The sequence below is a fragment of the Sphingomonas sp. genome (genome assembly GCF_036388435.1).
Taxonomy (GTDB): domain Bacteria; phylum Pseudomonadota; class Alphaproteobacteria; order Sphingomonadales; family Sphingomonadaceae; genus Sphingomonas.
The window spans coordinates 17,006-40,362 of record NZ_DASVRV010000044.1; the positions used below are offsets into that span (position 1 = coordinate 17,006).

Sequence of the window (23,357 nt, forward strand, 5' to 3'; positions counted from 1 at the left end):
GCGCAACCCGCTATGCGCCGCGCCGGCTCAGGGCAGCTCGAACACCGCCGGGTCGACCTCGATCCGCGGAAGCGATCCGGGCGCGGGCGTCACCAGCGCGGCCATCATAACCGGCGCGCGCCGCCCCTGCCACGCGTCATAGGCGCGGTAGAAATCGATGAAGGGCCGGTCGAGCTCGGGCAGCCGCGCGACCGCAAAGGCGGCGAGCCGGTCGGGCGCGACACCCGCGATTTCGGCGAGCACCGCGTCGGCGGTCGCGCAAAAGTCCGCCCGCGCGGGCGCCTGCGACCAGTAATTGTACAACCGCGTCATCGCGTCGTCGTAACGGTCCTGCCAGTCGCCGGGGTCGGCCGCGCGATATTCGGCCTGATGCCGCGCCTGCGCCGCCGCCAGTCCGGCGCGGTGCGACTGCAGCAGCGCGTTGTACCGCGCCACCGTCACCGCCTCGTTCGGCCCGCGACAGGCGAGCACCGCGACGTTCAGTCCGCTGCGCAGATGCCACAACGCCGCTTCGGCGGAGAGCCGGCGATTGGGGGTCGCATAGCCGCCATCGGCGAGCAGCGCCGGAATCCGCATTCCCGGCGAGGCGCCCGGCGGCATGGGAGCCGCCACTACGACCGGGGCAGGCGCCGGCTGCGCCACGACGATCGCGATCGGCTCGGGTCGCGACGCGCAGGCGCCGCCCAGAAGCGCCAGGGTCAGGGGCGGGAACGCTCGAACGATTGGCCGAAACATGATCGATTCTCCACAGCCCCCTGCGGCGTCGATCATTGGCGAACGAGGTTAACGGCCGGTTTAAACGGCTCGCCGGTCTAGCGCGTGCGCCGCTTCGTCGATCAGCTCGGCGATGATCCGCGCGGCGGGTTCCTCGCGCGTGACCATGCCGACCGACTGGCCCGCCATCACGCTGCCATGCTCGACATCGCCGTCGATCACCGCGCGGCGGAGCGCACCCGCCCAGTAATGCTCGATCTCCAGCTGCGCCTCGACCATGACGACCGCCTCCTCGTCGAGCCGCTGCGCCACCTCGCGCTGCTTGGCGGTGAACAGCTCACCCCCCGCGTTCTTGAGCGCGCGCACCGGGATGACCGGCAGCCTGGGGTCGAGCTGCACCGACGCCACCGCGTCGCGCGCCGAGGCGCGGATGAACGCCTGCTTGAACCGGGGATGCGCGATCGATTCGGTGGCGCAGACGAATTTGGTGCCGAGCTGCACCCCGGCCGCGCCCATGTCCAGATAGCCCGCGATCGCCTCGCCCCGCCCGATCCCGCCCGCGACGAAGACGGGCAGCTGCTCGGCGATGACGGGCAACATCTCCTGCGCCAGCACCGACGTCGAAACCGGCCCGATATGCCCCCCCGCCTCCATCCCCTCGATCACCAGCGCGTCCACTCCCGACCGGATCAGCTTCTTCGCCAGCGACAGCGCGGGTGCGAAACAGATGACCTTGGCCCCCGTAGCCTTGATCGCCTCCAGCGATCCCTTGGGCGGCAAGCCCCCGGCGAGGACGACATGCCCGACCGCGTGCCGGCCGCACACCGCGATGAGTTCGGTCAGCTGCGGGTGCATGGTGATCAGGTTCACCCCGAACGGCTTGCCCGTCAGCGCATGGGTCGCCGCGATCTCGCGGTCGAGCAGTTCGGGCGTCATCGCTCCGCACGCGATCACCCCGAACCCGCCCGCATTCGAGATGGCGGCCACCAGGTTGCGCTCCGAGACCCAGGACATCGCCCCGCCCATGATGGCGTGCTCGCACCCCAGAAAAGTCGCGCCGCGCGACATGCGCCGCTGCAGGCGCTCGCGGCCGGTGGCGGAAACGGGCGGGTTGGCGAGGGTGTCGGTCATGCGTACGTCCATGCCTCTGCCCGCTAGGTCGGGCAAGCTGTCCCTTCTATCGCAGTTCAATGATCGTGACCGACGGAGCGCGGCCAGCTATACCGGACTTAACATCTGATAAGGAGGCGAGATCGTGAGTGAGCTGCGAGACAGAGCAAGGCAAGCGCGCGCTATACTCGAGGAGACCATCGTCGACGCGCTCGACGGACAGCCCGGCGGCTTCTATAACAATGAGTTAACGCGCCTACTCGATCTCGAGTCTGATTATGAGGGCAGACAGTCCAATTACCTGACCTACTCTCTGCTTGGCGGGCTGCTGACGGACGGTCGGGTCAAGAAAGAGAAGCGGGATGGGCGTACCTACTACATGAAGGCAAATGAGCCTTGAGGAGCCAACTCGATCAGCACCATGCGTTGCTACAGCACTGCTGGATGTGCGGTGCAGCCGACGGCGCCTATGACTCCTTCCTCGACGAAAACTTGTTGCTTTGCTTCAGCGAGCCAATGGACCATCGCTTTCCGGTGCATCTCGGCTTTCAGATTATCTGCTTCGCCTGCTCGGTCGGATCCATAACCGTCCGACTGCCGCTGCCGATTCGAGTGCGTCGATCTTACATTGCTCGGTGGCCTAAATACTGTCTTAGCTTCTCGGTCATTGTTAAATAATAAATTTGAGCAGTGATAAGATTGGAGTATTTTGCAAGCGATAGAAACCACTTTACTATTCTTAGATAAAGTCAGCTTAGTGGCTTATACGTGACCTTTAGATAGGCAGAACGAGCGCCCTTCGCTTACGTCTTGTTGTCCCGCGCGCAGTATCGACTGTGTGTCTTTAACGTGTTTGTGTCGTGCTGTGCGGTACCATGTTCCCGGGCCTGCGTGTCCTGAGGCATCGGTTATTTGAAACTAACTTCGCCTTGCCGCCGCCTCTCCACCCGAAACACCCGAAGGTGCACACGTTCGACAAGCGGAAGGCGCATTTCGGCAAGACGGACGAATGGGTCGACTTCGTTCAGGTCACCGGTGACGGGAATTGCTCGCTCGCCGCGGCTCGCGACGCGATGGGCATAGACTGGATGACCAAGGGCGAGATCAACGAGGCAATTCCTCCGGCATATACGGAATATATCGGTCGGGTGCTGCTGGCACACATCGCCGCCGTCGAAGCGCAGGATGCGGCGGCCGGTGGCTAAGGAGAGCGCGAAGGACCGTGTTCGGAAGTTCCTGCTCGCCAATGTCGGCCGGATCGTCACCGGCGAAGAGATCAGCGCGGCCGCAGGGATAATCGAGTGGGCGCGACGGCTTCGGGAATTACGCGACGAAGAAGGTTGGCCGATTCATTCGCATAACGACGACGCTTCGCTCAAGCCCGGCGAGTACCGCCTCGTCACGCCGCCTTCCATGCGAAAAGATGTCGCTTTCGAACGCGCGATATCTCGGACGCTCCGCTCGCAGGTGCTCGATCGTAACGGCTTCACCTGTCAAATGTGTGGTCTGACGCCCGGCGAGGTCGACCCCGGCACCGGACGCAAAGTGCACATGCATATCGGACACATCGTCGACAAGAGCCTGGGCGGTAAGGACGAGCTGAGCAACCTAAGGGCCCTCTGCTCTTCCTGCAACGAGGGCGCCAAGAACGTCACCCAGCAAAAGCCTTCGACCATCTGGCTTCTGAGCCAGGTCCGTCGTGCCGGTATCGACGAGCAACGCGCGGTGTACGGATGGCTCGCCACCAAGTTCGGCGATGGCTGATCGCCTCACGCCCTCGGCGCGCAGCGCGACGATGCGGGCGGTCAAGGGGCGGGATACCGGGCCCGAGTTGCAGGTGCGCAGGATGCTGCATGCGGCAGGGTACAGATACCGTGTGCAGCTGCGGCTCGGGCGCAAACGGCCGGACATCGTCTTCACGCGACGAAAGCGGGCTATCTTCGTGCACGGCTGCTTCTGGCACGGACATGATTGCCCCCGAGGCCGCCTACCCGGCACGAACGTAGAGTTCTGGCGAGCGAAGATCATGCGCAACAGACAACGCGACGAGGAGACGGTCGCCGCCCTCGGCCTTGAGGGTTGGCGATCGCTGATCGTGTGGGAATGCAGCCTGAAGGACCCGCCCGTAGTCCTGGCGCGGATACGGGCATTCCTCGGACGTCCGCGCGAAACGCCCATCGTGAATGCGCGCTATTCCGCGTCCAACCCATAGGCGGTGTGCAGCACGCGCACCGCCAGCTCGGTATAGTCCTCCTCGATCAGCACCGAGACCTTGATCTCGCTGGTGGTGATCGCCTGGATGTTGATCCCGCGCTCGCCGAGCGTCGTGAACATCGTCGACGCGACGCCCGCATGGGAGCGCATCCCGACGCCCACCACCGAGATCTTGGCGACCCGCGTGTCATGGACCAGCTTATCGTAACCGATCGCCCCGCGCGCGGTGCCCAGCACGTCGAGCGAGCGCGGGAGGTCCGCGGCCGGCACGGTGAAGGTCACGTCGGTCGACCCCGCCGAATGCGCGACGTTCTGGACGATCATGTCGACGTTGATCTCCGCGGCCGCCAAGGGCGCGAAGATCGCCGCCACCGATCCCGGCCGGTCGGGAACGCTGGTCAAGGTGATCTTGGCCTCGTTCTTGTCGTGCGCGATGCCCGTGATGAGCTGGCGTTCCATGCTGTCCACTTCCTCCTCGCCGACGATCAACGTGCCCCGGCTTTCCCAGGGCTCGCCGTCGTCCCCGTCCTCGAACGAGCTCAGGACGCGTACGCGCACCCGCTCCTTCATCGCCAGCCCGACCGACCTGGTCTGGAGCACCTTGGCCCCGACGCTCGCCAGTTCCAGCATCTCCTCATAGGTCACCCGCGACAGCTTGCGCGCACGGGGGACGATGCGCGGGTCGGTCGTGTAGACGCCGTCGACGTCCGTATAGATGTCGCACCGCTCCGCGCGCATCGCCGCCGCGACCGCGACCGCCGAGGTATCCGACCCGCCGCGCCCCAGCGTCGTCACCGATCCGTCCTCGCTTACCCCCTGGAAACCGGGGATCACTGCCACCTCGCCGCCGGCCAGCGCGCGGTCGAGCGCGGCCATGTCGATCCCGCCGATCCTGGCCGAGGCATGGGCGGAGGAGGTGCGGATCGGCAACTGCCAGCCCAGCCAGGACCGTGCGGGCACCCCCGCCGCCTGGAGCGCGATGGCGAGCAGTCCGCTCGTCACCTGCTCACCCGACGACACCACGACGTCATATTCGCGGGGATCGTAAAGCGACGACGCCTCGCGGCAGAAGCCGACCAGCCGGTCGGTCTCGCCCGCCATCGCCGACACCACCACCGCGATCTCGTGGCCCCGTGCGCGCTCGCGCCCGATCCGCGCGGCGACCGCGCGGATCCGCTCGATCCCCGCCATCGACGTCCCGCCGAACTTCATCACGATCCGCGCCATGCTCGTCCCCTTGTCCCCCTTGGGTGCGGCGAGCCCGCCTGATAGGGGAGCGTCCATGAATATGGCAAGCGACGAGGCGGACAGCGGCGGGACGATCCGCGCCGACGAGGCCGAGCATTTCGGCCGGCTCGCCGCCGACTGGTGGAACCCGCGCGGCTCCTCGGCGATGCTCCACAAGCTCAACCCACCCCGGCTGCGCCATGTCCGCGCCCGGATCGACGCGCATTGGGGCGGCGATCCCCGGGGCTTCACCCCGCTTTCGGGAAAGCGCGTGCTCGATGTCGGCTGCGGGGCGGGGCTGCTCGCCGAACCGCTGGCGCGGCTCGGCGCGCGGGTGACCGGCATCGACGCCGCGCCGGAGGTGATCGCCGCCGCCCGCGTCCATGCGGACGCCGTCGGGCTCGCCATCGATTACCGCGCGGGCGGGATCGAGAGCGTGACGGGGGAGCGCTTCGACCTCGTCGTCAGCCTGGAGGTGATCGAGCATGTCGCCGACCCCGCCGGCTTTGTACGGGGCCTGGCCGGGGCGCTGGCGGAGGGCGGGCTGCTGATCCTCTCCACCCCCAACCGCACCCCCTTGTCGCGGCTGGCGCTGATCACGCTGGCCGAGGGCACCGGACGCATCCCGCGCGGCACCCATGACTGGGAGCGGTTCCTGACCCCCGACCAGCTGACGGCGCTGCTGGCGGATGCGGGGCTCACGGTCCGCGACCTCACCGGCCTCGCCTTCTCGCCGGCCCGCGGCTTCGAACTCTCCGGCTCCACCGAGCTCGACTATTTCGTGACGGCGGTTCGGGGCTAGGGTTTGACCCGCTCGGGCGCCGCCGCCCGAAAGGCCGGCAGCGCGTTCGCCGCCGCATCGGCCGCGACCAGCCGGGGATAGGCGTCGAGCGACACCTCGAAGCGTCGCGCATTATAGAGCTGGGGCACGAGGCAGACGTCGGCGACGTTCGGCCGCTCGCCACCCAGGAACGGGCCCGGTCCGGCCATCGCCTCCAACGCGGTCAGACCCTCGACGACCCAGTGCCGATACCAGTCGTTCTTCGCGTCGCCGTCCGCCCCGAACTGCGTCTCGAGTCGCTTGAGCACGCGCAGATTGTCGATCGGGTGGATGTCCGCCACCACCACCAGCGCCATCGCGGTCGCCCGTGCCCTGACCATCGGATCGGCGGGCCAGAGGCGCGGCTCTGGCTGGACGTCATCGAGCCATTGGAGGATCGCCAGGCTCTGCGTCAGCGCGGTGCCGTCCTCCAGCACCAGGGTCGGCACCAATCCTTGCGCGTTGATCGCCCGGTTTGGTTCACCCCGTTGATCGCCCGCGACGAGATCGATCGGGATCGAATGATAGGGCAGTCCCTTGAGGTTCAGCGCGATGCGGACCCGGTAGGCGGCCGAGGACCGCCAATAATCATGCAGCCGGAGCACCGCCCGCCCTCTCGCGCACGCCTTCGCGCTCGGCGCGGCGCTCCATCGCGACCTTGATCATCGCGACGAACGAATCGGCCAGCGCCAGCCCGATCAGCCCCAGCAGCGCCGAGGCCAGGATCTGCGCGCCCAGGGTCAGCGCTGGGGGCATGTCGACCGTCTTCTTCGCGACATAGGGCGCGACCACATAGCCGTCGAAGGTCTGCACCACGACATAGGCGCCGATCGCCCACAGCCCCGTATCGACCCCGGCGGAGAAGCCGACCGCGACCATCAGCACGCCCGTGATGAACGCGCCGATATTGGGGATGAACGCCAGCACGCCCGCGATGATGCCCAGCAGCGCCGCCAGCGGCACCCCGCCGACCATCAGCACGACCCAGGTCAGCACCCCCTCCGCGACCATGCCCAGCAGCTTGCCCGCTAGCAGTCGCCGGAGCGTGAACCCCATCCGGTCGAGCGTCAGCGAGAATTCCTGCCGCTCCGCGCGCGGCACCATCCACTGGACCCCGCGCTCGTAGACGCGCGGCTCCATCGCGAAGAACAGCCCCAGCACCAGGATGAAGAACAGGGTGGTCGAGGCCCCGACCGCGCTCCCCAGATAGGAGGTGAGCTTGCCGACCGAGCTCATCGCCTGGCGCGCGATGCCGCTGATGTCCGACGCGCCGGGCATCAGCCCCTGGGCGGTCAGGTACGAGGTCAGCCGCACCGCCTGCCCTTCCAGGGTCGCGCGGAGCTGGTTCGCTTGTTCGATGATGCCGACGCCCGTCAGGTAAAAGGTGCCGACCAGGAACAAGATCACCCCCACCACCACGATCAGCAGCCTGAGCCCGCGCCCGATCGGCAGCACCCGCCCGAGCAGCCGCACGCCCCCGTCGAGCATCACCCCCAGGATCAGCCCGGCGAAAATCACCAGCAGCGGCTGGATCAGCAGGATGATCAACGCGATCGCGATCGCGAAGCCGAACCAGACCTTGGCCTTCTTGAACTCCTGGCGGACCAGCGGATCGTGAAGCTCGTTCGGGCTCGGCCCCTGTTCGACCGACTGCGACGCATGAGCCATCAAGGGGTCTCCTCGGGGTGAAGCGAGGTGCCCGCGCGGCCCCCGCGGAACGATCCGGGCCAGGTCAGCGGGTTCCACGACGCCGTCCCGTCGAGCGAGAAGGTCACGAAATCGGCCCGCCCGCCGACATTCTCATAGGGCACCGCGCCGCCCAGCCCGAGCTGCCCCAGCGAAAAGCGGCTATCCGCCGACCGATCGCGATTGTCGCCCATCAGGAAGACATGGTCGGCCGGAATGACGATCTGCCGGTACTCGTCGCCCGCCGAGTTCGGCTCCAGATCGACCGTGTCGTAGCTGCGCCCATTGGGCAGCGTCTCGCGCACGATCGGCAGGCGGCAGACCTCCCCGCCGGCGGGCGCGTGCTCCCTGGCGCCGGGATACTCCATCGGCGAGCAGGGCGTGTTGGCGTCGACGGGGATCAGCCGGTCGCGCGGCGGGCTGCGCCGGATCGCGCGGCCGTTGAGGAACACGGCGCCCCCGCGTACCTCGAGCCTGTCGCCCGGCAACCCGATCACGCGCTTGATGTAATCATTGCGGGTGCCCGGCGGCGTGACGATCACCACGTCGCCGCGCGTCGGCAGCGATCCAAACAGACGGCCTTCGCGAAACGGGATCTGATAGCTCCAGCTGTCGACCGGCTGGCGCAGCACCAGCGAGCGAAAGATGGCGGAGGGCGACGGGATGGTGGGCGACACGAAAGACCAGCCATAGGCGAATTTGCTGACCACCAGCCGGTCGCCGACCTGCAGGCCGGGCAGCATCGATTCCGACGGGATGTAGAAGGGCTTCGCGACGAAGCTGTGAAAGCCGAGCACGATCAGGACCAGCCAGAAGATTCCCTTGATCTCGCCCCACCAGTCGGTGCCCCGCTGCCGCTTGCCGCGCCGGCCCGCCCGTTTGGTCCCGGCCTCGGGCTGTCCGTCGATCGCCGTGTCGTTCATTGGTCGGTTCCAGCGGGCCGTACCGCCTCGATCACCACGAACGCCTGCGCCCAGGGGTGATCGTCGGTCAGCGTCAGATGCACCCGCGCGACGTGGCCGTCGGGAGTCAAGGCGTCAAGCCTGTCGCGCGCGCCTCCCGTCAACGCCAGCGCGGGCGCACCGCCGGGCGCGTTGACCACGCCGATGTCGCGCATGAACACGCCTTGGCCGAACCCGGTGCCCACCGCCTTCGAGAACGCCTCCTTCGCCGCGAAGCGCTTGGCGAGCGTTCCCGCCTTGGTGAACGGTCGCCGGTCGGCGCGCGCGCGTTCCACCTCGGTGAACACGCGCTGCTCGAACCGCGCGCCGAACCGCTCGATCGACCTGGCGATCCGATCGATGTTGCACAGGTCCGATCCCAGGCCGATGATCAACGGGCGGCATCCATCAGTTCGCGCATCCGCCGCACGCTTTCGCCCAGCCCCACGAACAGCGCCTCGCCGACCAGGAAATGACCGATGTTGAGCTCGCGCAGCTGCGGGATCGCCGCGATCGGCTGGACATTGTCGAAGGTCAGCCCGTGCCCGGCATGAACCTCGATACCGTTCTTCACCGCCAGCGCCGCCGCCTCCGCCAGCCGCCGGAGTTCCTCGGCCCGCGCTTCCCCGTCCAGCTCGGCATAGCGGCCGGTATGCAGCTCGATCACCGGCGCCCCCAGGCGGAGCGCCGCCTCGATCTGCCGCGCCTCCGGCTCGACGAACAACGACACCCGCACCCGCGCCGCGCTCAGTTCCGCCACCATCGGCGCGAGCACGTTGTGGAGCCCGGCCGCGTCGAGCCCGCCCTCGGTCGTCCGCTCCTCGCGCTTTTCCGGCACGAACATCGCCGCATGCGGCCGGTGGCGCAGCGCGATGGCGAGCATCTCGTCGGTCGCCGCCATTTCCAGGTTGAGCGGAATCGTCAGCTCCGCCGCCAGCCGCGCGATGTCGTCGTCGGTGATGTGGCGCCGATCCTCGCGCAGATGGGCGGTGATCCCGTCCGCCCCTGCCTCGGCCGCCAGCAGCGCGGCGCGCACCGGGTCGGGATAGCCCGCGCCGCGCGCGTTGCGCACCGTCGCGACATGGTCGATATTGACCCCCAGCCTGAGCGCGCCGGTCATGGGCACAGCGCCGCGGCGAGCAGGTCGTGGCCCAACCCCTTGCCCTGCCAGATCTCGCCGAAATCCAGTTGCTCCTCGCCCCGGTTGGTCAGCATCACCGCCGACAGGCCCTGGTCGGGCGCGATGAGGTTGCGAACCTGGAACCGCCCGATCGCGCCGCGCCGTTCGACGATCCTGACGGGCGCCGCGCAGCCCTTGAGCGGCGCGGTGAACGACCATTGCCCCAGCGCCTGATGGCCCAGCTTGGGATCCCCCCGCCACAATTCCGCGCGCTCGCGATCGGGCAGCAGCGCGCCCGACAACAGCCCGGCGTCGAAGGCCAGCATGTCCTCCGCGGTCCCCATCAGCGATCCCGCGCTGCCATAGCGCGTCAGCATCCGCCGCTCGTCCGCGGTCGGCCCGCCGGCCCAGGCGCTGTCGGGCGCGTCGTCCGCTGGCGATCCCGCGAAACGCACCCGCATCCCCGTGGGGCCCAGGACGCGCGCCGCGAGGAGTTCAGCAAGCGGACGCTGCCGCACCCGTTCCAGGATGCCGCCGAGGAGCAGGTAATCGCAATTATTGTATCGCCACGGCCCGCCCGGCGTGCCCCGCGCGCCCAGGCACCATTGGATTCCTGTCGGCCCGCTCGTGTAGAAGCTCGGTGTTCCGGCCGCGTCGGGCACCGAGTCGTCGGGATTGCGCAGTCCAGACCGGTGCTGAAGCAGCTCGCGCACGGTCGGCGAACGGCCCCCGTTACCCAGCTCCCGCAAGTAGCGCGAGGCGGGCGCGTCGAGCGCGATCCGGCGATCGGCGACCTCGCGCATCACCATCGTCGCGATCACCTGCTTGGTCACCGATGCCCAGGGGAACACCGCCTCGTAGACGAAGGGGATGCCGGGCGCCGACTCGCCCAGGCTCCCGCCCGCGACCCGGCGTCGGCCAAGGGCCACCGCGTAATTGCCCGCGAAGCTCGACGCTCCCATGGTCCGCTCGACCCGGGCCCGCATCGCCGCATCGGCGGCGGCGCGCTGCTCGGTTGTCTGCTCCTGCGCCATCGTCGGCGCAGCGACGAGCGCCAAAAGCACGAAGGCCGACCTCATGCCGCCCGGCTCCCTGGCTTCAGCGCTGGCATCGCCGCCAGTTCCGGCGGCAGCGCGTCGGGCGCATAGCTCGGCACGTCCAGCCGGATCAGCGGAAAGAAGGGCACCCCCAGATCGACGGCGCCGTTCGACCGGTCGACCAGCGCCGCCGCGGCGACCGTCTCGCCGCCGGCGCGCGCGATCGCGGCGATCGCCTCGCGCGACGACAGCCCGGTGGTCACGACATCCTCCATCATCAGCACGGTCTGCCCCGGCTCCAGCCGGAACCCGCGCCGCAGCTCGAAGCTACCCTCGGGCCGCTCCAGGAACATCGCCTCCACGCCCAGAGCGCGTGCCATTTCATGGCCCGCGATCACGCCGCCCATCGCCGGCGACACCACCGCCGTCACGCCCGCGCGTGCCGCGGCGGGCAAGCGCGCCGCCAGCGCCTCCGCCAGTCGGGCGGCGCGGCGCGGGTCCATCAGCACGCGGGCGCATTGGAGATAGCGGGGCGATCGCAGTCCCGAGGACAGGATGAAATGCCCCTCCAGCAGCGCTTTGGCAGCGTGGAACTCGGCGAGGATGTCGGCGTCGGTCATCGTTGAGGGCAGCTCTCCTGACACGCGCGACGCGCTCTACGGAGCGCGCTTGCCCTGCGCAACGGGATCACACGTTAATTTAGCGGGGCAGGGCGCTTGCCCGACATGCGTCGGGGCGCATATAGGCCCCACCCAGTCGAATAGGACAGGTGCCACGGACGTTCTTGGTGGCATGTAACAACGCCATAAGGTCTGAATGAAGCCCATGCGCTCCGCGATCACCTCCATCGGACTGGCCATCGGCCTGGCATTTGCCGGTCTGGCCTCCGCCGCCCTGCCCGTTCCGGCACCCGTCGCGCCTCCCGCGCTCGAAGGTGGTCAGCAATCGGCGAACTCCGCCGGCTCGACCAGCACCGCCCCGACCACGGCGGCCGCCACCCCGCCCGCCGCGCCCGAAAGCCCGCTGCTGGCGCAGAACGGCGCCCCGGTGTTCGACGGCGATCGCGCGATCGGCGTGCCCAAGCCCGCCGGCTTCGACATCCAGCCCCAGGTCACCAAGAATGGCGACTTCGCGATGTGGATGCACAATGTCATCCTCTTCCCGGTCATCACCGCCATCTGCGTCCTGGTGTTGGGCCTGCTCGTCTGGGTGGTGATCCGCTATCGTCGCGCCGCCAACCCGATCCCGTCCAAGACGTCGCACAATACCACGATCGAGGTATTGTGGACCCTCCTGCCCGTGGTCGCGCTCGTGCTGATCGCGGTGCCGTCGATCGGGCTGCTCCAGGCGCAGTTCAAGCCCGCCCCGTCGGGCGCGGTGACGCTCAAGGCGATCGGCAATCAATGGTATTGGACCTATCAATATCCCGATCATGGCGGGTTCGAGGTCACCGCGAACATGCTGAAGGAGGCCAAGGAGGTCAATCCGGGCGAGCGCGCGCGCACCGACGCCGACGGCCCCCGTCTGCTGGCCACCGACAACCGTATCGTCCTCCCCGTGGGCGTGCCGATCCGGCTGATCACCACCTCGAACGACGTGATCCATAGCTGGGCGATGCCCGCCTTCTGGATGAAGCTCGACGCTATCCCCGGCCGGCTGAACGAGACCAGCTTCACCATCGAGAAGCCGGGCCTGTATTTCGGCCAATGTTCCGAATTGTGCGGCCCGCGCCACCCCTTCATGCCGATTGCGGTGCAGGCGGTTCCGCCCGCGCAGTTCGCGGCGTGGGTCGCGGCCAAGGGCGGCACGATGCCGCGCGCCGGCCAGGCTTCGAACAAGGTGATCCCGCAGACCGAATCGGACATCGCCGACGACACGTCGAACGGGACCGAAGGCGACGGCGCCCCGGTCGAGAACGCCACCATCCGCGTACAACCCAAAGTGGAACGGGCCACGGGCAACGAACCCGGCCTCGGCAACCCTGGAATCTAAGCCATGACCGATACAGCCCTTTCGCCAGGCCGCGGCCTTGCCTTTCAGGCGGAGCCCCACAGCCATGATCATGCGCACGATGCCGATCACAAACCCGGCTTCTTCGCGCGCTGGTTCATGTCCACCAATCACAAGGATATCGGCACCCTTTACCTGATCTTCGCGATCGTCGCCGGCATCGTCGGCGGCGCGATCTCGGGACTGATGCGCGCCGAACTCGCGCATCCGGGCATCCAGTATCTGGGCGGCTGGGCGAACATGCTCCACGGCGGCACCGGGTCGCTCGACGCGTCCTTGCACCTGTGGAACGTACTCATCACCGCGCACGGCCTGATCATGGTGTTCTTCATGGTCATGCCGGCGATGATCGGCGGGTTCGGCAACTGGTTCGTGCCGATCATGATCGGGGCGCCCGACATGGCGTTCCCCCGGATGAACAATGTCAGCTTCTGGCTGCTCATTCCCGCCTTCGCGCTGCTCCTCGCCTCGCCCTTTCTCGGCGGTGCGGGCACCGGCTGGACGGTTTATCCGACGCTGTCTACGTACGGCGAGCCCGGACCTTCGGTCGACATGGCGATCCTGTCGCTCCACATCGCAGGCGCCAGCTCGATCCTGGGCGCGATCAACTTCATCACCACCATCTTCAACATGCGCGCGCCCGGCATGACGCTGCACAAGATGCCGCTGTTCGTATGGTCGGTGCTGGTCACCGCCTTCCTGCTGCTGCTCGCGCTTCCCGTCCTCGCGGCCGCGATCACGATGCTGCTGACCGACCGCAATTTCGGCACGACCTTCTACGACCCCTCGGGCGGCGGCGATCCGGTGCTCTACCAGCACCTGTTCTGGTTCTTCGGCCATCCCGAAGTGTACATCATGATCCTGCCGGGTTTCGGCATCGTCAGCCAGGTGATCGCCACGTTCAGCCGCAAGCCGGTCTTTGGCTATCTGGGCATGGCCTATGCCATGGTCGCGATCGGCGTGGTCGGCTTTGTCGTGTGGGCGCACCATATGTTCGCGATCGGCCTGAGCGTGAACACCAAGATGTACTTCACCGCGGCGACCATGGTCATCGCGGTTCCCACCGGCATCAAGATCTTCTCCTGGATCGCGACCATGTGGGGCGGCTCCATGTCGTTCAAGACGCCCATGGTGTGGGCGATCGGGTTCATCTTCATGTTCACCGTCGGCGGCGTCACGGGCGTCGTGCTCGCCAATGGCGGCATCGACGATTACATGCACGACACCTATTATGTCGTGGCACACTTCCACTATGTCCTGTCGCTCGGCGCGGTGTTCGCGCTTTTCGCGGGCTTTTATTACTGGTTCCCGAAGATGTCGGGCAGGATGTACAACGAGTTCTTGGGCCAGGTGCACTTCTGGGTGTTCTTCATCGGCGTGAACGTGCTGTTCTTTCCGATGCACTTCCTGGGCCTTCAGGGTATGCCGCGCCGCATCTCGGACTATCCGGACGCGTTTGAGCAGTGGAACCATGTCGCCTCGATCGGCTATATGATCATGGCGGCGGGCATGGCGGTGTTCTTCGTCAACCTGATCTACTCGCTGATGGCGGGCAAGAAGGCGCCCGATAATCCCTGGGGCGAGGGTGCGACGACGCTGGAATGGACCCTGTCCTCGCCGCCGCCCTATCACCAGTTCGAGACGCTTCCGGTGGTCGACTGAGCGCAAGGCGGGTAGCGACAGCTACTCGCCGGTGCGGGCCAGCGAAGCGAGCCCGCATGCGCCAGTCCGGCCGGCGCGGCTTGCGGCCGCGACCGACACATGGGATTTACCTCCCGCGTCCGCATTCTCCAAAAAGCAGAAACGCCCCGGCTCATCACCGGGGCGTTTCGCTGTCCGGACCACCTATCGGGCCCCGACGCGGGAGCAGGCCCCGCGTCGTCGGACGGGTTCGCCGGCGCGATCCGTCGGCTGGCCGAGCGCGTGTGGCTCAGCTATGCGTCGCCGCATCGGCGCGGAGCCATGCTCCGCGCCTCGCGCTCAGCCCATCTGTTCCTTCTGGTTGCCCGAGTCCGGCCGCGCCGGCCCGAGCACCGGCTCTTCGCCCATCGGCTCGACCTGGTGCGGTTTGAACTCGCCCTTGCCGTCGATCGACTGGCCGTTCGTCCAGCGGCCTTCGGGATAGGTCCCGTCGGTCGAGGTGACGAAATAGGAATAATTGAACTCCTGGTTCTCCATCGCCTGCGGGAAGGAATTGGGGATCGGGAACTGCGCCTGAAACCCGCCCAGCTCCTCGATCACCGACAGCCACTGGTTCTGGTGCATCGTATCGCGCGCGATCAGGAAGGACAGCAGATCGCGCATGCCCTCGTCATGCGCCTGGTTGTAAAGGCGCACCGCCAGCACGCGTCCCGTCGACTCGGCGGCGATGTTGGCCGTCATGTCGGCGGCGATGTTACCGCTCGCATAGATGTGGCTCATGTCGAACGGTACGCCGTCCGAGTCGATCGGCATTGCCCCCAGTCCGGCGGAAAGTATCTGTTTGTGGATCATGCCCTCGATCGCCTGGCGCGGCCGATCGCCGCCCATCACCGCGCCGACCAGCTTGTCGGCGGCTCCCTCCTCCTGGAGGTGGGTCGGCGCCTTCTCGAGATTCATCGCCACCGCTGTCGCCAGCATCTCGATATGGCTGATCTCCTCCGTCGCGGTGTGGAGAAGCATGTCGCGATATTTGTTGTTGGGCGCGCGGTTGTTCCACGCCTGAAAGAAATACTGCATACAAACGCGGATCTCGCCCTCGACCCCGCCGATCGCCTGCTGGAGCGAGCGGGCGAAGGCCGGATCGGGTTCGGTCACCCGGACCGGGTACTGAAGTCGGCTGTCGTGATAATACATGGTGGATTCTCCATGGCGGCACGGCGCCACCGACTTCGCGAACGAAAGCGTGCCGGAGAAGTTTATTGCGGATACGTAACTGTCTATTATTGCTACTTAATCTGGGTTAGTAATGTAATCCGCAACTACGGCATCGGTCAGGGGCCTCTGGTTCCGGCCGCTACCGATAACCGGCTCCGCGACTTCCCCCCGAGCCGTACCGTTCCTATATCACCGGGCGACGATGACCCCCGCCGCACCCCTGATGGTCGTAGCCGATTGGCGCGACTTCCTTGCGCTCACCAAGCCGCGCGTTATGACGCTGGTGGTGTTCACGGGCCTGTGCGGGATGCTCGCGGCCCCAGGCGCGGTGCATCCGGTGATCGGCTTCACCGCCATCCTGTGCATCGCCCTCGGAGCGGGTGCCGCCGGGGCGCTCAATCAATGGTATGAGGCTGATCTGGACGCGAAGATGCGCCGCACCGCGCAGCGCCCACTTCCGGCGGGGCGGATGGACCGCAACTCGGCGCTTCACTTCGGGGTCGGGCTCGGCGCCTTTTCCGTCCTGTTCATGATCTTCGCGGTCAACTGGGTCGCGGCCGCGATCCTGGCCGTGTCGATCCTCTTTTATATCCTGATCTATACCGTCTGGCTCAAGCGTCGCACCCCGCAGAACATCGTCATCGGCGGCGCGGCCGGGGCATTCCCGCCGCTGATCGGCTGGGCCGCGGCCACGGGCGATGTCGCCCTGCTCCCGCTGCTGCTGTTCGCGTTGGTCTTCCTGTGGACGCCGCCGCATTTCTGGGCGCTCGCGCTGTTCATGGAGACCGATTACAAGGCCGCGGGCGTGCCCATGCTTCCCGTGGTCGCGGGCGAGCGGGTCACGCGTCGCCAGATCGGGCTCTACACCATTCCCATGGCGGCGGTAGCGATCCTGCCCTGGGGGCTGGGGCTGACCGGCTGGATCTACGGTTCGATCGCGCTGGTCGGAACCGCCATTTTCACCTGGATGGCCTGGGCCGTCGCCGCGCGCACGACAGCGCGCGCCGGCGATACGATGGTGCCCGAAAAGCGGCTGTTCAAATATTCGATCCTTTACCTCTTCCTTCTTTTCGGCGCGCTGGTCGCCGACCGGTGGTTCGCATGACGCCCGACGACGAAGACCCGATCCGCAAGCGCCAGCGCGGCCGCGCGACGGTGCTGGCGCTCCTGCTCGGGGCGCTCGCCGTCCTGGTGTTCGCGATCACCATCACCCGCATCCAGCAGGGCATGCCCAAGGACATGCCAGCCACCGCGCCGGGAGCGGTGAAGTGACCCGGACCACGCGAACGGCGATGCTGGCTGTGTTGTTCGTCTGCTTCATGACCGGCCTGGCCTTTGCCAGCGTGCCGCTTTACCGCATGTTCTGCCAGGTGACCGGCTTCAACGGCACTACCCAGCGCGGCTCCCAGGCTCCCGGCGCGGTGACCGGGCGCGAGGTCACCATCCGCTTCGACGCCAACACCTCGCCGCGCCTGCCCTGGAATTTCCGCCCCGAAAACCGGTCGGAGATGGTTGCGGTCGGCGCGCGTGACATGGTGTTCTTTCAGGCGACCAACCGCGCGGCCCAGTCGGTGACCGGCACCGCCACCTTCAACGTCACGCCTGCCCAGGCGGGGAAATATTTCACCAAGATCGAGTGCTTCTGCTTCACCGAGCAGACGCTGAAACCCGGCGAGAGCGTGCGGATGCCCGTCATCTTCTACGTCGATCCCAAGATGCTCGCCGACCCCGACGCGCGCGACATCGAGAATATCACCCTGTCCTATACGTTTTACCCGGTGGATTCCGCCAAATCGGCGGGCTAGGGAAGGCCTACACAGCAGAGGCTCGCAGACGATCATGGCCGGCGCCAAGAACCACGATTATCATATCCTTCCCCCCAGCATCTGGCCGCTCTTCGGCTCCATGGCGACGCTCGTCATGGCGGCGGGTGGCCTGATGTGGATGCACGAGGCGCGCGGCGGCGGGTCGGTGTTCATGATCGGTCTCGCGGCGGTGCTGTTCACCTTCTATTCCTGGTGGGCCGATGTCGTGCGCGAAGCGCGCCGGGGCGACCACACGCCCGTCGTCCAGCTCCATTTCCGCTACGGCATGATCCTGTTCATCGCGTCGGAGGTGATGTTCTTCGTCGGCTGGTTCTGGGCGTTCTTCGACTTCGCGCTCTTTCCGACCGCGCTGTCTTATGTTGACGGCCAGGTCGAGCGCGCCGCCGAGGGCGCGGCCCAGCTCGCCGCCACCTGGCCTCCCAAGGGGCTGGAGGTCATCAACGCCTTCGAGCTGCCGCTGCTCAACACACTGATCCTGCTCACATCGGGCACCACGGTCACCTGGGCGCACCATGCGCTGATCCACGACCAGCGCGGCGGGGCCAAGCGCGGCGCCTGGGGCCTGCTCGGCGTCGGCGAGCATGACAGCTTCCTGAAAGGCCTGTGGGTCACGGTCGTGCTCGGCGTTCTGTTCAGCGCGATCCAAGCCTATGAGTACATGCACGCGCCCTTCCCGTTCAAGGGGCTGAACTATGGCGCGGCCTTCTTCATGTCGACCGGGTTCCACGGCTTCCACGTCCTGATCGGCACCATCTTCCTGGCGGTCTGCCTGATCCGCGGCTATCGCGGCGACTTCACCCCGCGCCAGCATTTCGGCTTCGAGGCGGCGGCCTGGTACTGGCATTTCGTCGATGTGGTGTGGCTGTTCCTGTTCGTCACCGTGTATGTCTGGGGCGGCTGGGGCGCACCGGTCCACGGCGGCTGATCGGACGCCGCAATTGACCCAGGACGGCCGCGCGCCCTCGCTCGCCGCGGTCGCCTTGCGGGGGGTCTGTCCGCATTGCGGCCAAGGCAAGCTGTTCGCCGGGCTGACCAGCTTTGCCGACCGCTGCTCGGTCTGCGCGCTCGACCTGTCGGGGTTCAATGTCGGCGACGGCCCCGCGGCCTTTCTGACCTTCGGATTGGGGGCGGTCGTGGTGATCCTCGCGATCGCGCTCGAACTGACGCTTCACCCGCCGCTCTGGGTCCACATGCTGATCTGGATACCCGTGATCGCGATCGGGGTCGTCTACACGCTCCGGCTGGCCAAGTCCGCGCTACTTGCCGCCGAGTATCGCAACGCCGCGCGCGAAGGACGGATCGTCCGATGAAGCGACTGCCCCTGGTTCCGACGATCATCGTCACGCTCGCGGTCGCCACCATGATCGCGCTCGGCCTGTGGCAGCTGCTCGAGCGGCGGCCCGCCAAGCTCGCCTACCTCGCCCAGCTCGCGGGTAATCCGTCGAAGCCGCCCATCGCCTTTCCGATTCTGCCCGACCAGGCACTGCTCTTTCGCCGAGCGTCGGCCATGTGTGTTCAGCCGACGAGCATCGGCGTCAAGGGTGCGGGATCGGCCGGGTTCCGCCTGATCGCCGAATGCCGCACGGGGGGGATGGAAGGGCCGGGCATGGCCGTCCAGCTTGGCGTCACCCGCGACCCGAACGCCAGGATCGCCTGGCGCGGCGGCGAGGTGGCGGGTTTCATCGCGAACGCGCCCAGCGGCCGCTCGGCGATCGCGTCCCTGTTCGACGACGCGCCCCAGCGGCTGATGCTCGTCGCCGATCCCGTGCCGGCGGGCCTGCCGCTCTCGCCCAATCCCGCGCCCGACGTGTCGGCGGTACCGAATCCGCATCTGTCCTACGCGCTGCAATGGTTCTTCTTCGCGCTGAGCGCGGCGGTGATCTATCTGCTCGCCCTGCGCCGCCGCACGACCCGGTCAAAGGTCGACTGATGCGCTATGTCAGCACCCGCGGGAACGCGCCGATCCTCGATTTCGAGCAGGTGACGCTCGCCGGCCTCGCCTCGGATGGCGGCCTCTATCTACCCGAGCGCTGGCCGACGCTGTCGCACGACGAGATCGCCGGGCTGGCGGGTCTGAGCTATGTCGACACCGCCGTCGCGGTCATGACGCCGTTCGTCGGCGAGGTGCTGACGGCCGACGGGCTTCGCGACCTGTGCGCCCGTGCCTATGGCCGCTTCGCGCACGCCGCCGTGACCCCGCTCGTCCAGCTCGACCATGACCAGTGGCTGCTGGAACTGTTCCACGGCCCCACCCTCGCCTTCAAGGATGTCGCGCTCCAACTCGTCGGCCTCTTGTTCGAGCGCTTTCTCGCCAAGCGGACACATCATCTGACGGTGATCGGTGCCACCAGCGGCGACACCGGGTCGGCTGCGATCGACGCGCTGGCCGGCCGCGAGGGCGTGGACGTGTTCATGCTCCACCCCGCCGCCCGCGTGTCGGAAGTCCAGCGGCGGCAGATGACGACCGTCCTGGCCCCCAATATCCACAATATCGCGATCGAGGGTGATTTCGACGACGCTCAGGCGCTGGTGAAGGCGATGTTCAACGACCCGGGCTTCGCAGGCCGGTTCACGCTGTCTGCGGTGAATTCGATCAACTGGGCACGGTTGATGGCGCAGGTGGTCTATTATTTCTATGCCGCCGTGCGCCTCGGCGCCCCCGACCGGCCCGTCGCCTTTTCGGTGCCGACGGGCAATTTCGGCAATGTCTTCGCCGGCTGGGTCGCGGCCAGGATGGGGCTGCCCACGCCCCGGCTTATCGTCGCGACCAATGTCAACGACATCCTCCACCGCGCGCTGGCGACCGGCGACTATTCACGCGGGATCGTCACCCGGACCCACACCCCGTCGATGGACATCCAGGTTTCCTCCAATTTCGAACGCCTGTTGTTCGAGTTGGGCGGCGCGGACGGTGCCGCCTCCGCCGAGCAGATGCGCGGGTTCGAGGCGAGCCACGCGCTGCGCCTCACCGAGCGCCAGCACAGGGGCGCTGCCGCCCTGTTCGCGAGCGACCGCGTCGACCAGAACGACATGGCCTCGGCGATGCGCTGGGCGAACGAGCGCGGCGGCGAGGTGATCGACCCGCATACCGGCGTCGCGCTCGCCGCCGCGCGCCGCGCCGGGCTCGACATGCCGGTAGTCACGCTCGCGACCGCCCACCCCGCCAAGTTCCGCGACGCGGTGGAGCGCGCGACGGGGGTGCGGCCCAGCTTGCCCGGCCGCCTGGGCGACCTGTTCCAGCGCGAGGAGCGTTACGCCACCCTGCCCGCGACCTTCGGGGCGGTTAGCGCCTATATCGCCGAGCGCGCGACCGCGCGTTCATAGGCTTCGGGCATGAAACTGCACATGATGGTGGGCGAGCCCTGGGCCGATTACGGCCTGGTGGACTCCGGCAATGGCCGCAAGCTCGAACGCTATGGCCCGCACCGCTTCATCCGCCCCGAACCACAGGCGCTCTGGACCCCTGCCTCGCCCGACTGGCGCGCGAGCGGCGAGTTCGTTCCCGGATCGGACGAGGATGGCGGCGGGCAATGGCGCTTCGACGGCCCGGTGGCTCGCACCGGCTGGCCGCTGGCCTGGGATGATGTGCGCTTCACCGCGCAGACTACGCCCTTTCGCCATCTCGGCTTCTTTCCCGACATGGCACCGGTCTGGACGTGGATGCGTGAGGAGCTGGACGGGGTGCAAAGCCCCGAGGTCATGAACCTGTTCGGCTATACCGGCGTCGGCACCCTCGCCCTAGCGAGCAAGGGCGCGCGCATGGTCCATGTCGACGCGTCCAAGAAGTCGGTCGACGCCGCCCGGGCCAATGCCAGGCTGTCGGGGCTCTCCGATGCTCCCATACGCTGGATCGTCGAGGACGCCGCGAAGTTCACCGCGCGCGAGGTCCGCCGCGCCCGCCGCTATGACGGCATCTTCCTCGACCCGCCCAAATATGGCCGCGGTCCCGAGGGCGAGGTCTGGCGCCTCGACGAGCAGCTGCCAGGCTTGGTCGCCGATTGCCGTCGCCTGCTCGACGAACGGTCGCGATTCCTGTTCCTGACCGTCTATGCGGTACGCCTGTCCGCCGTCGCGATCGGCGAGATGACGCGTCAGATCTTCGCCGACCTGCCCGGGCAGGTCGAGGCGGGAGAACTCGGGGTTCGCGAGGAAGCGCGCGGACTGACGCTGCCGACCGCGATCTGGGCGCGCTGGTCTAATCCATCCCCGCGCGGATAGCCGCCCCGGCCACGAAGGGCGCACCGGCCAGCAGCAACAGGGTGACCGCGCCGAGCAGCTTGAACGCTCCCGCTCCCTCGGTGAGCGCCCCCGCCCCGAAGATCAGCAGCGGCACCGCCAGGGGCAGCATCACCAGCCCCGCCACCGCGCCCGCCCCGCGCAGCCCCGCGACGAGCGCTCCGGTGACGACCGCCAGCGCCGCCAGTCCCGGCGTGCCGATCAGCAGCCCCAACTCGACCCGCAGCAAGGTTTCCGCAGATAGGTCCAGCAGCCCCGCCGCGACGACCGCCGCCGCCATCATCGGCGGCCCGAAACTGAGCCAATGCGCCAGCACCTTGGCCGCCGCGATCAGCGCCATCGGCAAGCCGCGGACCGCCAGCTGGTCGAGCGTCCCCGCTTCCAGATCGGGCGCGACCAGCCGTTCCACGGGGAGCAGCGCCGCGAGCAGCGCCGCCGCCCATACCACCCCGCCCCCGACGCGTGCGAGGAGCGCCATGTCCGGCCCGATCGCGAAGGGAAAGAGGCACGCGGTCAGCAGGAAGAACGCCACCGGCCATGCAATTCCGCCCCCCGCATAGGCGCGGCGCAGGTCGCGCGCGACGAGCCGCCCGAGCACCGTCACAGCGTCATCATCGCTGCGCCCGGCAGCGACACCGGCCCATGGGTCGCCACAACCGCGATCCCGCCGCGCGCGCGGTGCCCGGCCACCAGCTCCTCGAGCAAGGTCACTCCCTGCACGTCCAACCCGTTGGCGGGCTCGTCGAGGAGCCAGATATCGGCCCTGCCCGCGACCACCCGCGCCAGCGCCGCGCGTCGCCGCTGCCCCGTCGAGAGCAACCGCACGGGAACCGAGGCCAGATGCGCCAATCCGAGCGCCCCCAGCGCGGGCGCGACCCCGTCCACCCCCGCCCAGAAATCCAGCACGGCACCAAGCGGCCGCTCGGGATCGAGCGCGTGCGCCTCGGTCAGGAGCGCCACCGACCCGTGCCGCGCGACGCGCCCCGCCGCCGGCCGGAGCAGCCCCGCAGCCATACGGAGCATGCTCGACTTGCCCACCCCGTTCGGCCCCGTCACCTGTGCCGCGTCGCCCGGACCGAGTGTGAAGGTCAGATCCTCGAACAGGATTCGCCCGCTCCGCGCGCAGGCGACCGCGTCGAAGCCCAGGGTGGGGTTCAACGCCCAGGGTCCCCTGGTGCATCCTCCAGCGCGTGCATGGCGTCGTCCGACAGCCCGAAATGATGCCCGATCTCGTGGATCACGACATGCGCGACGAGGTCGTCGAGCCTGACCTCGGTCTCGATCCACTCCTCCAGGATCGCGCGGCGGTAGAGGTGGATGCGGTCGGGCATCGCCCCTGATTCCATCGACGATTTCTCGCCGACGGGTCGTCCATGGTACAGCCCCGTCAGGTCGAGCGGATGCTCGATCCCGAGTTCGGCCAGGGTCTCGTCGTCGGCGACTTCCTCGACCAGCACCACGACCGCGCCCAGATGCTCGGCGAAGCGCGCCGGCAGGCGGGCGATCGTCGCCCGCGCGATCGCCTCGATCGCGTCGGCGCCGGGGGCCTCGCCCATCATC

The 23,357-nt window shown here is 67.8% G+C and carries 29 protein-coding genes; 15 read left to right on the forward strand and 14 right to left on the reverse strand.

The window, feature by feature from the left end; genetic code table 11:
- Window positions 1-27: 27 nt before the first annotated feature.
- On the reverse strand, window positions 28-735 hold the full coding sequence (locus tag VF592_RS09270; RefSeq protein WP_331005339.1) for a hypothetical protein: 708 nt from the start codon (window positions 733-735) through the stop codon (window positions 28-30).
- 60 nt (window positions 736-795) lie between these two features.
- The gene (locus VF592_RS09275) at window positions 796-1,782 is read right to left on the reverse strand and encodes a nitronate monooxygenase (protein ID WP_331005394.1); all 987 of its coding nucleotides are present in this window, start codon (window positions 1,780-1,782) and stop codon (window positions 796-798) included.
- Window positions 1,783-1,969: 187 nt separating this feature from the next.
- Between VF592_RS09275 and VF592_RS09280 the strand changes: the two genes are divergently transcribed.
- The 4 genes from VF592_RS09280 to VF592_RS09295 all read left to right on the forward strand — a co-directional run bounded on the left by VF592_RS09280 (window position 1,970) and on the right by VF592_RS09295 (window position 4,036).
- Window positions 1,970-2,224 (forward strand): hypothetical protein, encoded by a 255-nt coding sequence (locus tag VF592_RS09280; RefSeq protein WP_331005340.1) that lies wholly within the window; start codon window positions 1,970-1,972, stop codon window positions 2,222-2,224.
- A 475-nt stretch (window positions 2,225-2,699) separates the two neighbouring features.
- Window positions 2,700-3,029 carry a hypothetical protein gene (locus VF592_RS09285; protein WP_331005341.1) on the forward strand — a complete coding sequence of 110 codons (330 nt, stop codon included), beginning with the start codon at window positions 2,700-2,702 and terminating at the stop codon, window positions 3,027-3,029.
- The gene (locus tag VF592_RS09290; RefSeq protein ID WP_331005342.1) at window positions 3,022-3,588 is read left to right on the forward strand and encodes an HNH endonuclease; all 567 of its coding nucleotides are present in this window, start codon (window positions 3,022-3,024) and stop codon (window positions 3,586-3,588) included. Before VF592_RS09285 ends, VF592_RS09290 begins: the two co-directional genes overlap by 8 nt.
- Window positions 3,581-4,036, forward strand: a complete 456-nt coding sequence (locus VF592_RS09295) for a very short patch repair endonuclease (protein WP_331005343.1) — start codon at window positions 3,581-3,583, stop codon at window positions 4,034-4,036. Before VF592_RS09290 ends, VF592_RS09295 begins: the two co-directional genes overlap by 8 nt.
- Here the strand turns inward: VF592_RS09295 and VF592_RS09300 are convergent.
- The gene (locus VF592_RS09300; RefSeq protein WP_331005344.1) at window positions 4,015-5,265 is read right to left on the reverse strand and encodes an aspartate kinase; all 1,251 of its coding nucleotides are present in this window, start codon (window positions 5,263-5,265) and stop codon (window positions 4,015-4,017) included. The two genes, VF592_RS09295 and VF592_RS09300, sit on opposite strands and share 22 nt — an antisense overlap.
- Window positions 5,266-5,326: 61 nt before the next feature.
- Between VF592_RS09300 and ubiG the strand changes: the two genes are divergently transcribed.
- Window positions 5,327-6,067, forward strand: a complete 741-nt coding sequence (gene ubiG, locus VF592_RS09305) for a bifunctional 2-polyprenyl-6-hydroxyphenol methylase/3-demethylubiquinol 3-O-methyltransferase UbiG (protein ID WP_331005395.1) — start codon at window positions 5,327-5,329, stop codon at window positions 6,065-6,067.
- Here the strand turns inward: ubiG and maiA are convergent.
- Genes maiA through pyrE form a run of 7 tightly spaced genes read right to left on the reverse strand, consistent with a single transcriptional unit; the run spans window position 6,064 to window position 11,489 of the window.
- Window positions 6,064-6,690, reverse strand: coding sequence for a maleylacetoacetate isomerase (gene maiA / locus VF592_RS09310; RefSeq protein WP_331005345.1), 627 nt, complete (start codon window positions 6,688-6,690; stop codon window positions 6,064-6,066). The two genes, ubiG and maiA, sit on opposite strands and share 4 nt — an antisense overlap.
- Window positions 6,674-7,753, reverse strand: coding sequence for an AI-2E family transporter (locus VF592_RS09315; RefSeq protein WP_331005346.1), 1,080 nt, complete (start codon window positions 7,751-7,753; stop codon window positions 6,674-6,676). The genes maiA and VF592_RS09315 overlap by 17 nt, the downstream gene beginning before the upstream one ends.
- Window positions 7,753-8,694 (reverse strand): signal peptidase I, encoded by a 942-nt coding sequence (lepB, locus tag VF592_RS09320; protein WP_331005347.1) that lies wholly within the window; start codon window positions 8,692-8,694, stop codon window positions 7,753-7,755. Before lepB ends, VF592_RS09315 begins: the two co-directional genes overlap by 1 nt.
- Window positions 8,691-9,107, reverse strand: a complete 417-nt coding sequence (acpS, locus tag VF592_RS09325) for a holo-ACP synthase (protein ID WP_331005348.1) — start codon at window positions 9,105-9,107, stop codon at window positions 8,691-8,693. Before acpS ends, lepB begins: the two co-directional genes overlap by 4 nt.
- On the reverse strand, window positions 9,104-9,832 hold the full coding sequence (locus tag VF592_RS09330) for a pyridoxine 5'-phosphate synthase (RefSeq protein ID WP_331005349.1): 729 nt from the start codon (window positions 9,830-9,832) through the stop codon (window positions 9,104-9,106). Before VF592_RS09330 ends, acpS begins: the two co-directional genes overlap by 4 nt.
- Window positions 9,829-10,911 (reverse strand): serine hydrolase domain-containing protein, encoded by a 1,083-nt coding sequence (locus VF592_RS09335; RefSeq protein WP_331005350.1) that lies wholly within the window; start codon window positions 10,909-10,911, stop codon window positions 9,829-9,831. Before VF592_RS09335 ends, VF592_RS09330 begins: the two co-directional genes overlap by 4 nt.
- On the reverse strand, window positions 10,908-11,489 hold the full coding sequence (gene pyrE, locus VF592_RS09340) for an orotate phosphoribosyltransferase (RefSeq protein WP_331005351.1): 582 nt from the start codon (window positions 11,487-11,489) through the stop codon (window positions 10,908-10,910). Before pyrE ends, VF592_RS09335 begins: the two co-directional genes overlap by 4 nt.
- A gap of 205 nt (window positions 11,490-11,694) precedes the next feature.
- Between pyrE and coxB the strand changes: the two genes are divergently transcribed.
- Complete coding sequence (gene coxB / locus VF592_RS09345) at window positions 11,695-12,861, forward strand: cytochrome c oxidase subunit II (protein WP_414714198.1); 1,167 nt, start codon at window positions 11,695-11,697, stop codon at window positions 12,859-12,861.
- A 3-nt stretch (window positions 12,862-12,864) separates the two neighbouring features.
- Window positions 12,865-14,541 (forward strand): cytochrome c oxidase subunit I, encoded by a 1,677-nt coding sequence (gene ctaD / locus VF592_RS09350; RefSeq protein WP_331005353.1) that lies wholly within the window; start codon window positions 12,865-12,867, stop codon window positions 14,539-14,541.
- A 318-nt stretch (window positions 14,542-14,859) separates the two neighbouring features.
- Here the strand turns inward: ctaD and VF592_RS09355 are convergent, their stop codons facing one another.
- Window positions 14,860-15,714, reverse strand: a complete 855-nt coding sequence (locus VF592_RS09355; protein ID WP_331005354.1) for a manganese catalase family protein — start codon at window positions 15,712-15,714, stop codon at window positions 14,860-14,862.
- 223 nt (window positions 15,715-15,937) lie between these two features.
- Here VF592_RS09355 and VF592_RS09360 point away from each other — a divergent pair, with 223 nt between their 5' ends.
- Genes VF592_RS09360 through VF592_RS09395 form a run of 8 tightly spaced genes read left to right on the forward strand, consistent with a single transcriptional unit; the run spans window position 15,938 to window position 21,779 of the window.
- Window positions 15,938-16,840, forward strand: a complete 903-nt coding sequence (locus VF592_RS09360; protein WP_331005355.1) for a heme o synthase — start codon at window positions 15,938-15,940, stop codon at window positions 16,838-16,840.
- Window positions 16,837-17,007: a hypothetical protein gene (locus tag VF592_RS09365; RefSeq protein WP_331005356.1), complete on the forward strand. Its 171-nt coding sequence runs from the start codon at window positions 16,837-16,839 to the stop codon at window positions 17,005-17,007. The genes VF592_RS09360 and VF592_RS09365 overlap by 4 nt, the downstream gene beginning before the upstream one ends.
- Window positions 17,004-17,540: a cytochrome c oxidase assembly protein gene (locus VF592_RS09370; protein WP_331005357.1), complete on the forward strand. Its 537-nt coding sequence runs from the start codon at window positions 17,004-17,006 to the stop codon at window positions 17,538-17,540. The genes VF592_RS09365 and VF592_RS09370 overlap by 4 nt, the downstream gene beginning before the upstream one ends.
- A 34-nt stretch (window positions 17,541-17,574) precedes the next feature.
- On the forward strand, window positions 17,575-18,486 hold the full coding sequence (locus VF592_RS09375) for a cytochrome c oxidase subunit 3 (protein WP_331005358.1): 912 nt from the start codon (window positions 17,575-17,577) through the stop codon (window positions 18,484-18,486).
- Between the two features lie 13 nt (window positions 18,487-18,499).
- A complete protein-coding gene (locus tag VF592_RS09380) occupies window positions 18,500-18,871 on the forward strand; it encodes a DUF983 domain-containing protein (protein WP_331005359.1) in 372 nt (123 codons plus the stop codon).
- Window positions 18,868-19,491: an SURF1 family cytochrome oxidase biogenesis protein gene (locus VF592_RS09385; RefSeq protein ID WP_331005360.1), complete on the forward strand. Its 624-nt coding sequence runs from the start codon at window positions 18,868-18,870 to the stop codon at window positions 19,489-19,491. Before VF592_RS09380 ends, VF592_RS09385 begins: the two co-directional genes overlap by 4 nt.
- Complete coding sequence (gene thrC, locus VF592_RS09390) at window positions 19,491-20,885, forward strand: threonine synthase (protein ID WP_331005361.1); 1,395 nt, start codon at window positions 19,491-19,493, stop codon at window positions 20,883-20,885. The genes VF592_RS09385 and thrC overlap by 1 nt, the downstream gene beginning before the upstream one ends.
- Window positions 20,886-20,894: 9 nt before the next feature.
- Window positions 20,895-21,779 (forward strand): class I SAM-dependent methyltransferase, encoded by an 885-nt coding sequence (locus VF592_RS09395; RefSeq protein ID WP_331005362.1) that lies wholly within the window; start codon window positions 20,895-20,897, stop codon window positions 21,777-21,779.
- On the opposite strand, the gene VF592_RS09400 is transcribed toward VF592_RS09395, so the two are convergent.
- The 3 genes from VF592_RS09400 to VF592_RS09410 are packed head-to-tail and all read right to left on the reverse strand — an operon-like array spanning window position 21,757 to window position 23,356.
- A complete protein-coding gene (locus tag VF592_RS09400) occupies window positions 21,757-22,401 on the reverse strand; it encodes a heme exporter protein CcmB (protein WP_331005363.1) in 645 nt (214 codons plus the stop codon). The genes VF592_RS09395 and VF592_RS09400 overlap by 23 nt on opposite strands.
- A complete protein-coding gene (gene ccmA / locus VF592_RS09405; protein ID WP_331005364.1) occupies window positions 22,398-22,955 on the reverse strand; it encodes a heme ABC exporter ATP-binding protein CcmA in 558 nt (185 codons plus the stop codon). The genes VF592_RS09400 and ccmA overlap by 4 nt, the downstream gene beginning before the upstream one ends.
- Entirely contained in the window at window positions 22,952-23,356 is a 405-nt protein-coding gene (locus VF592_RS09410; RefSeq protein ID WP_331005365.1) for a metallopeptidase family protein, read from the reverse strand. Before VF592_RS09410 ends, ccmA begins: the two co-directional genes overlap by 4 nt.
- Window position 23,357 lies beyond the last annotated feature (1 nt).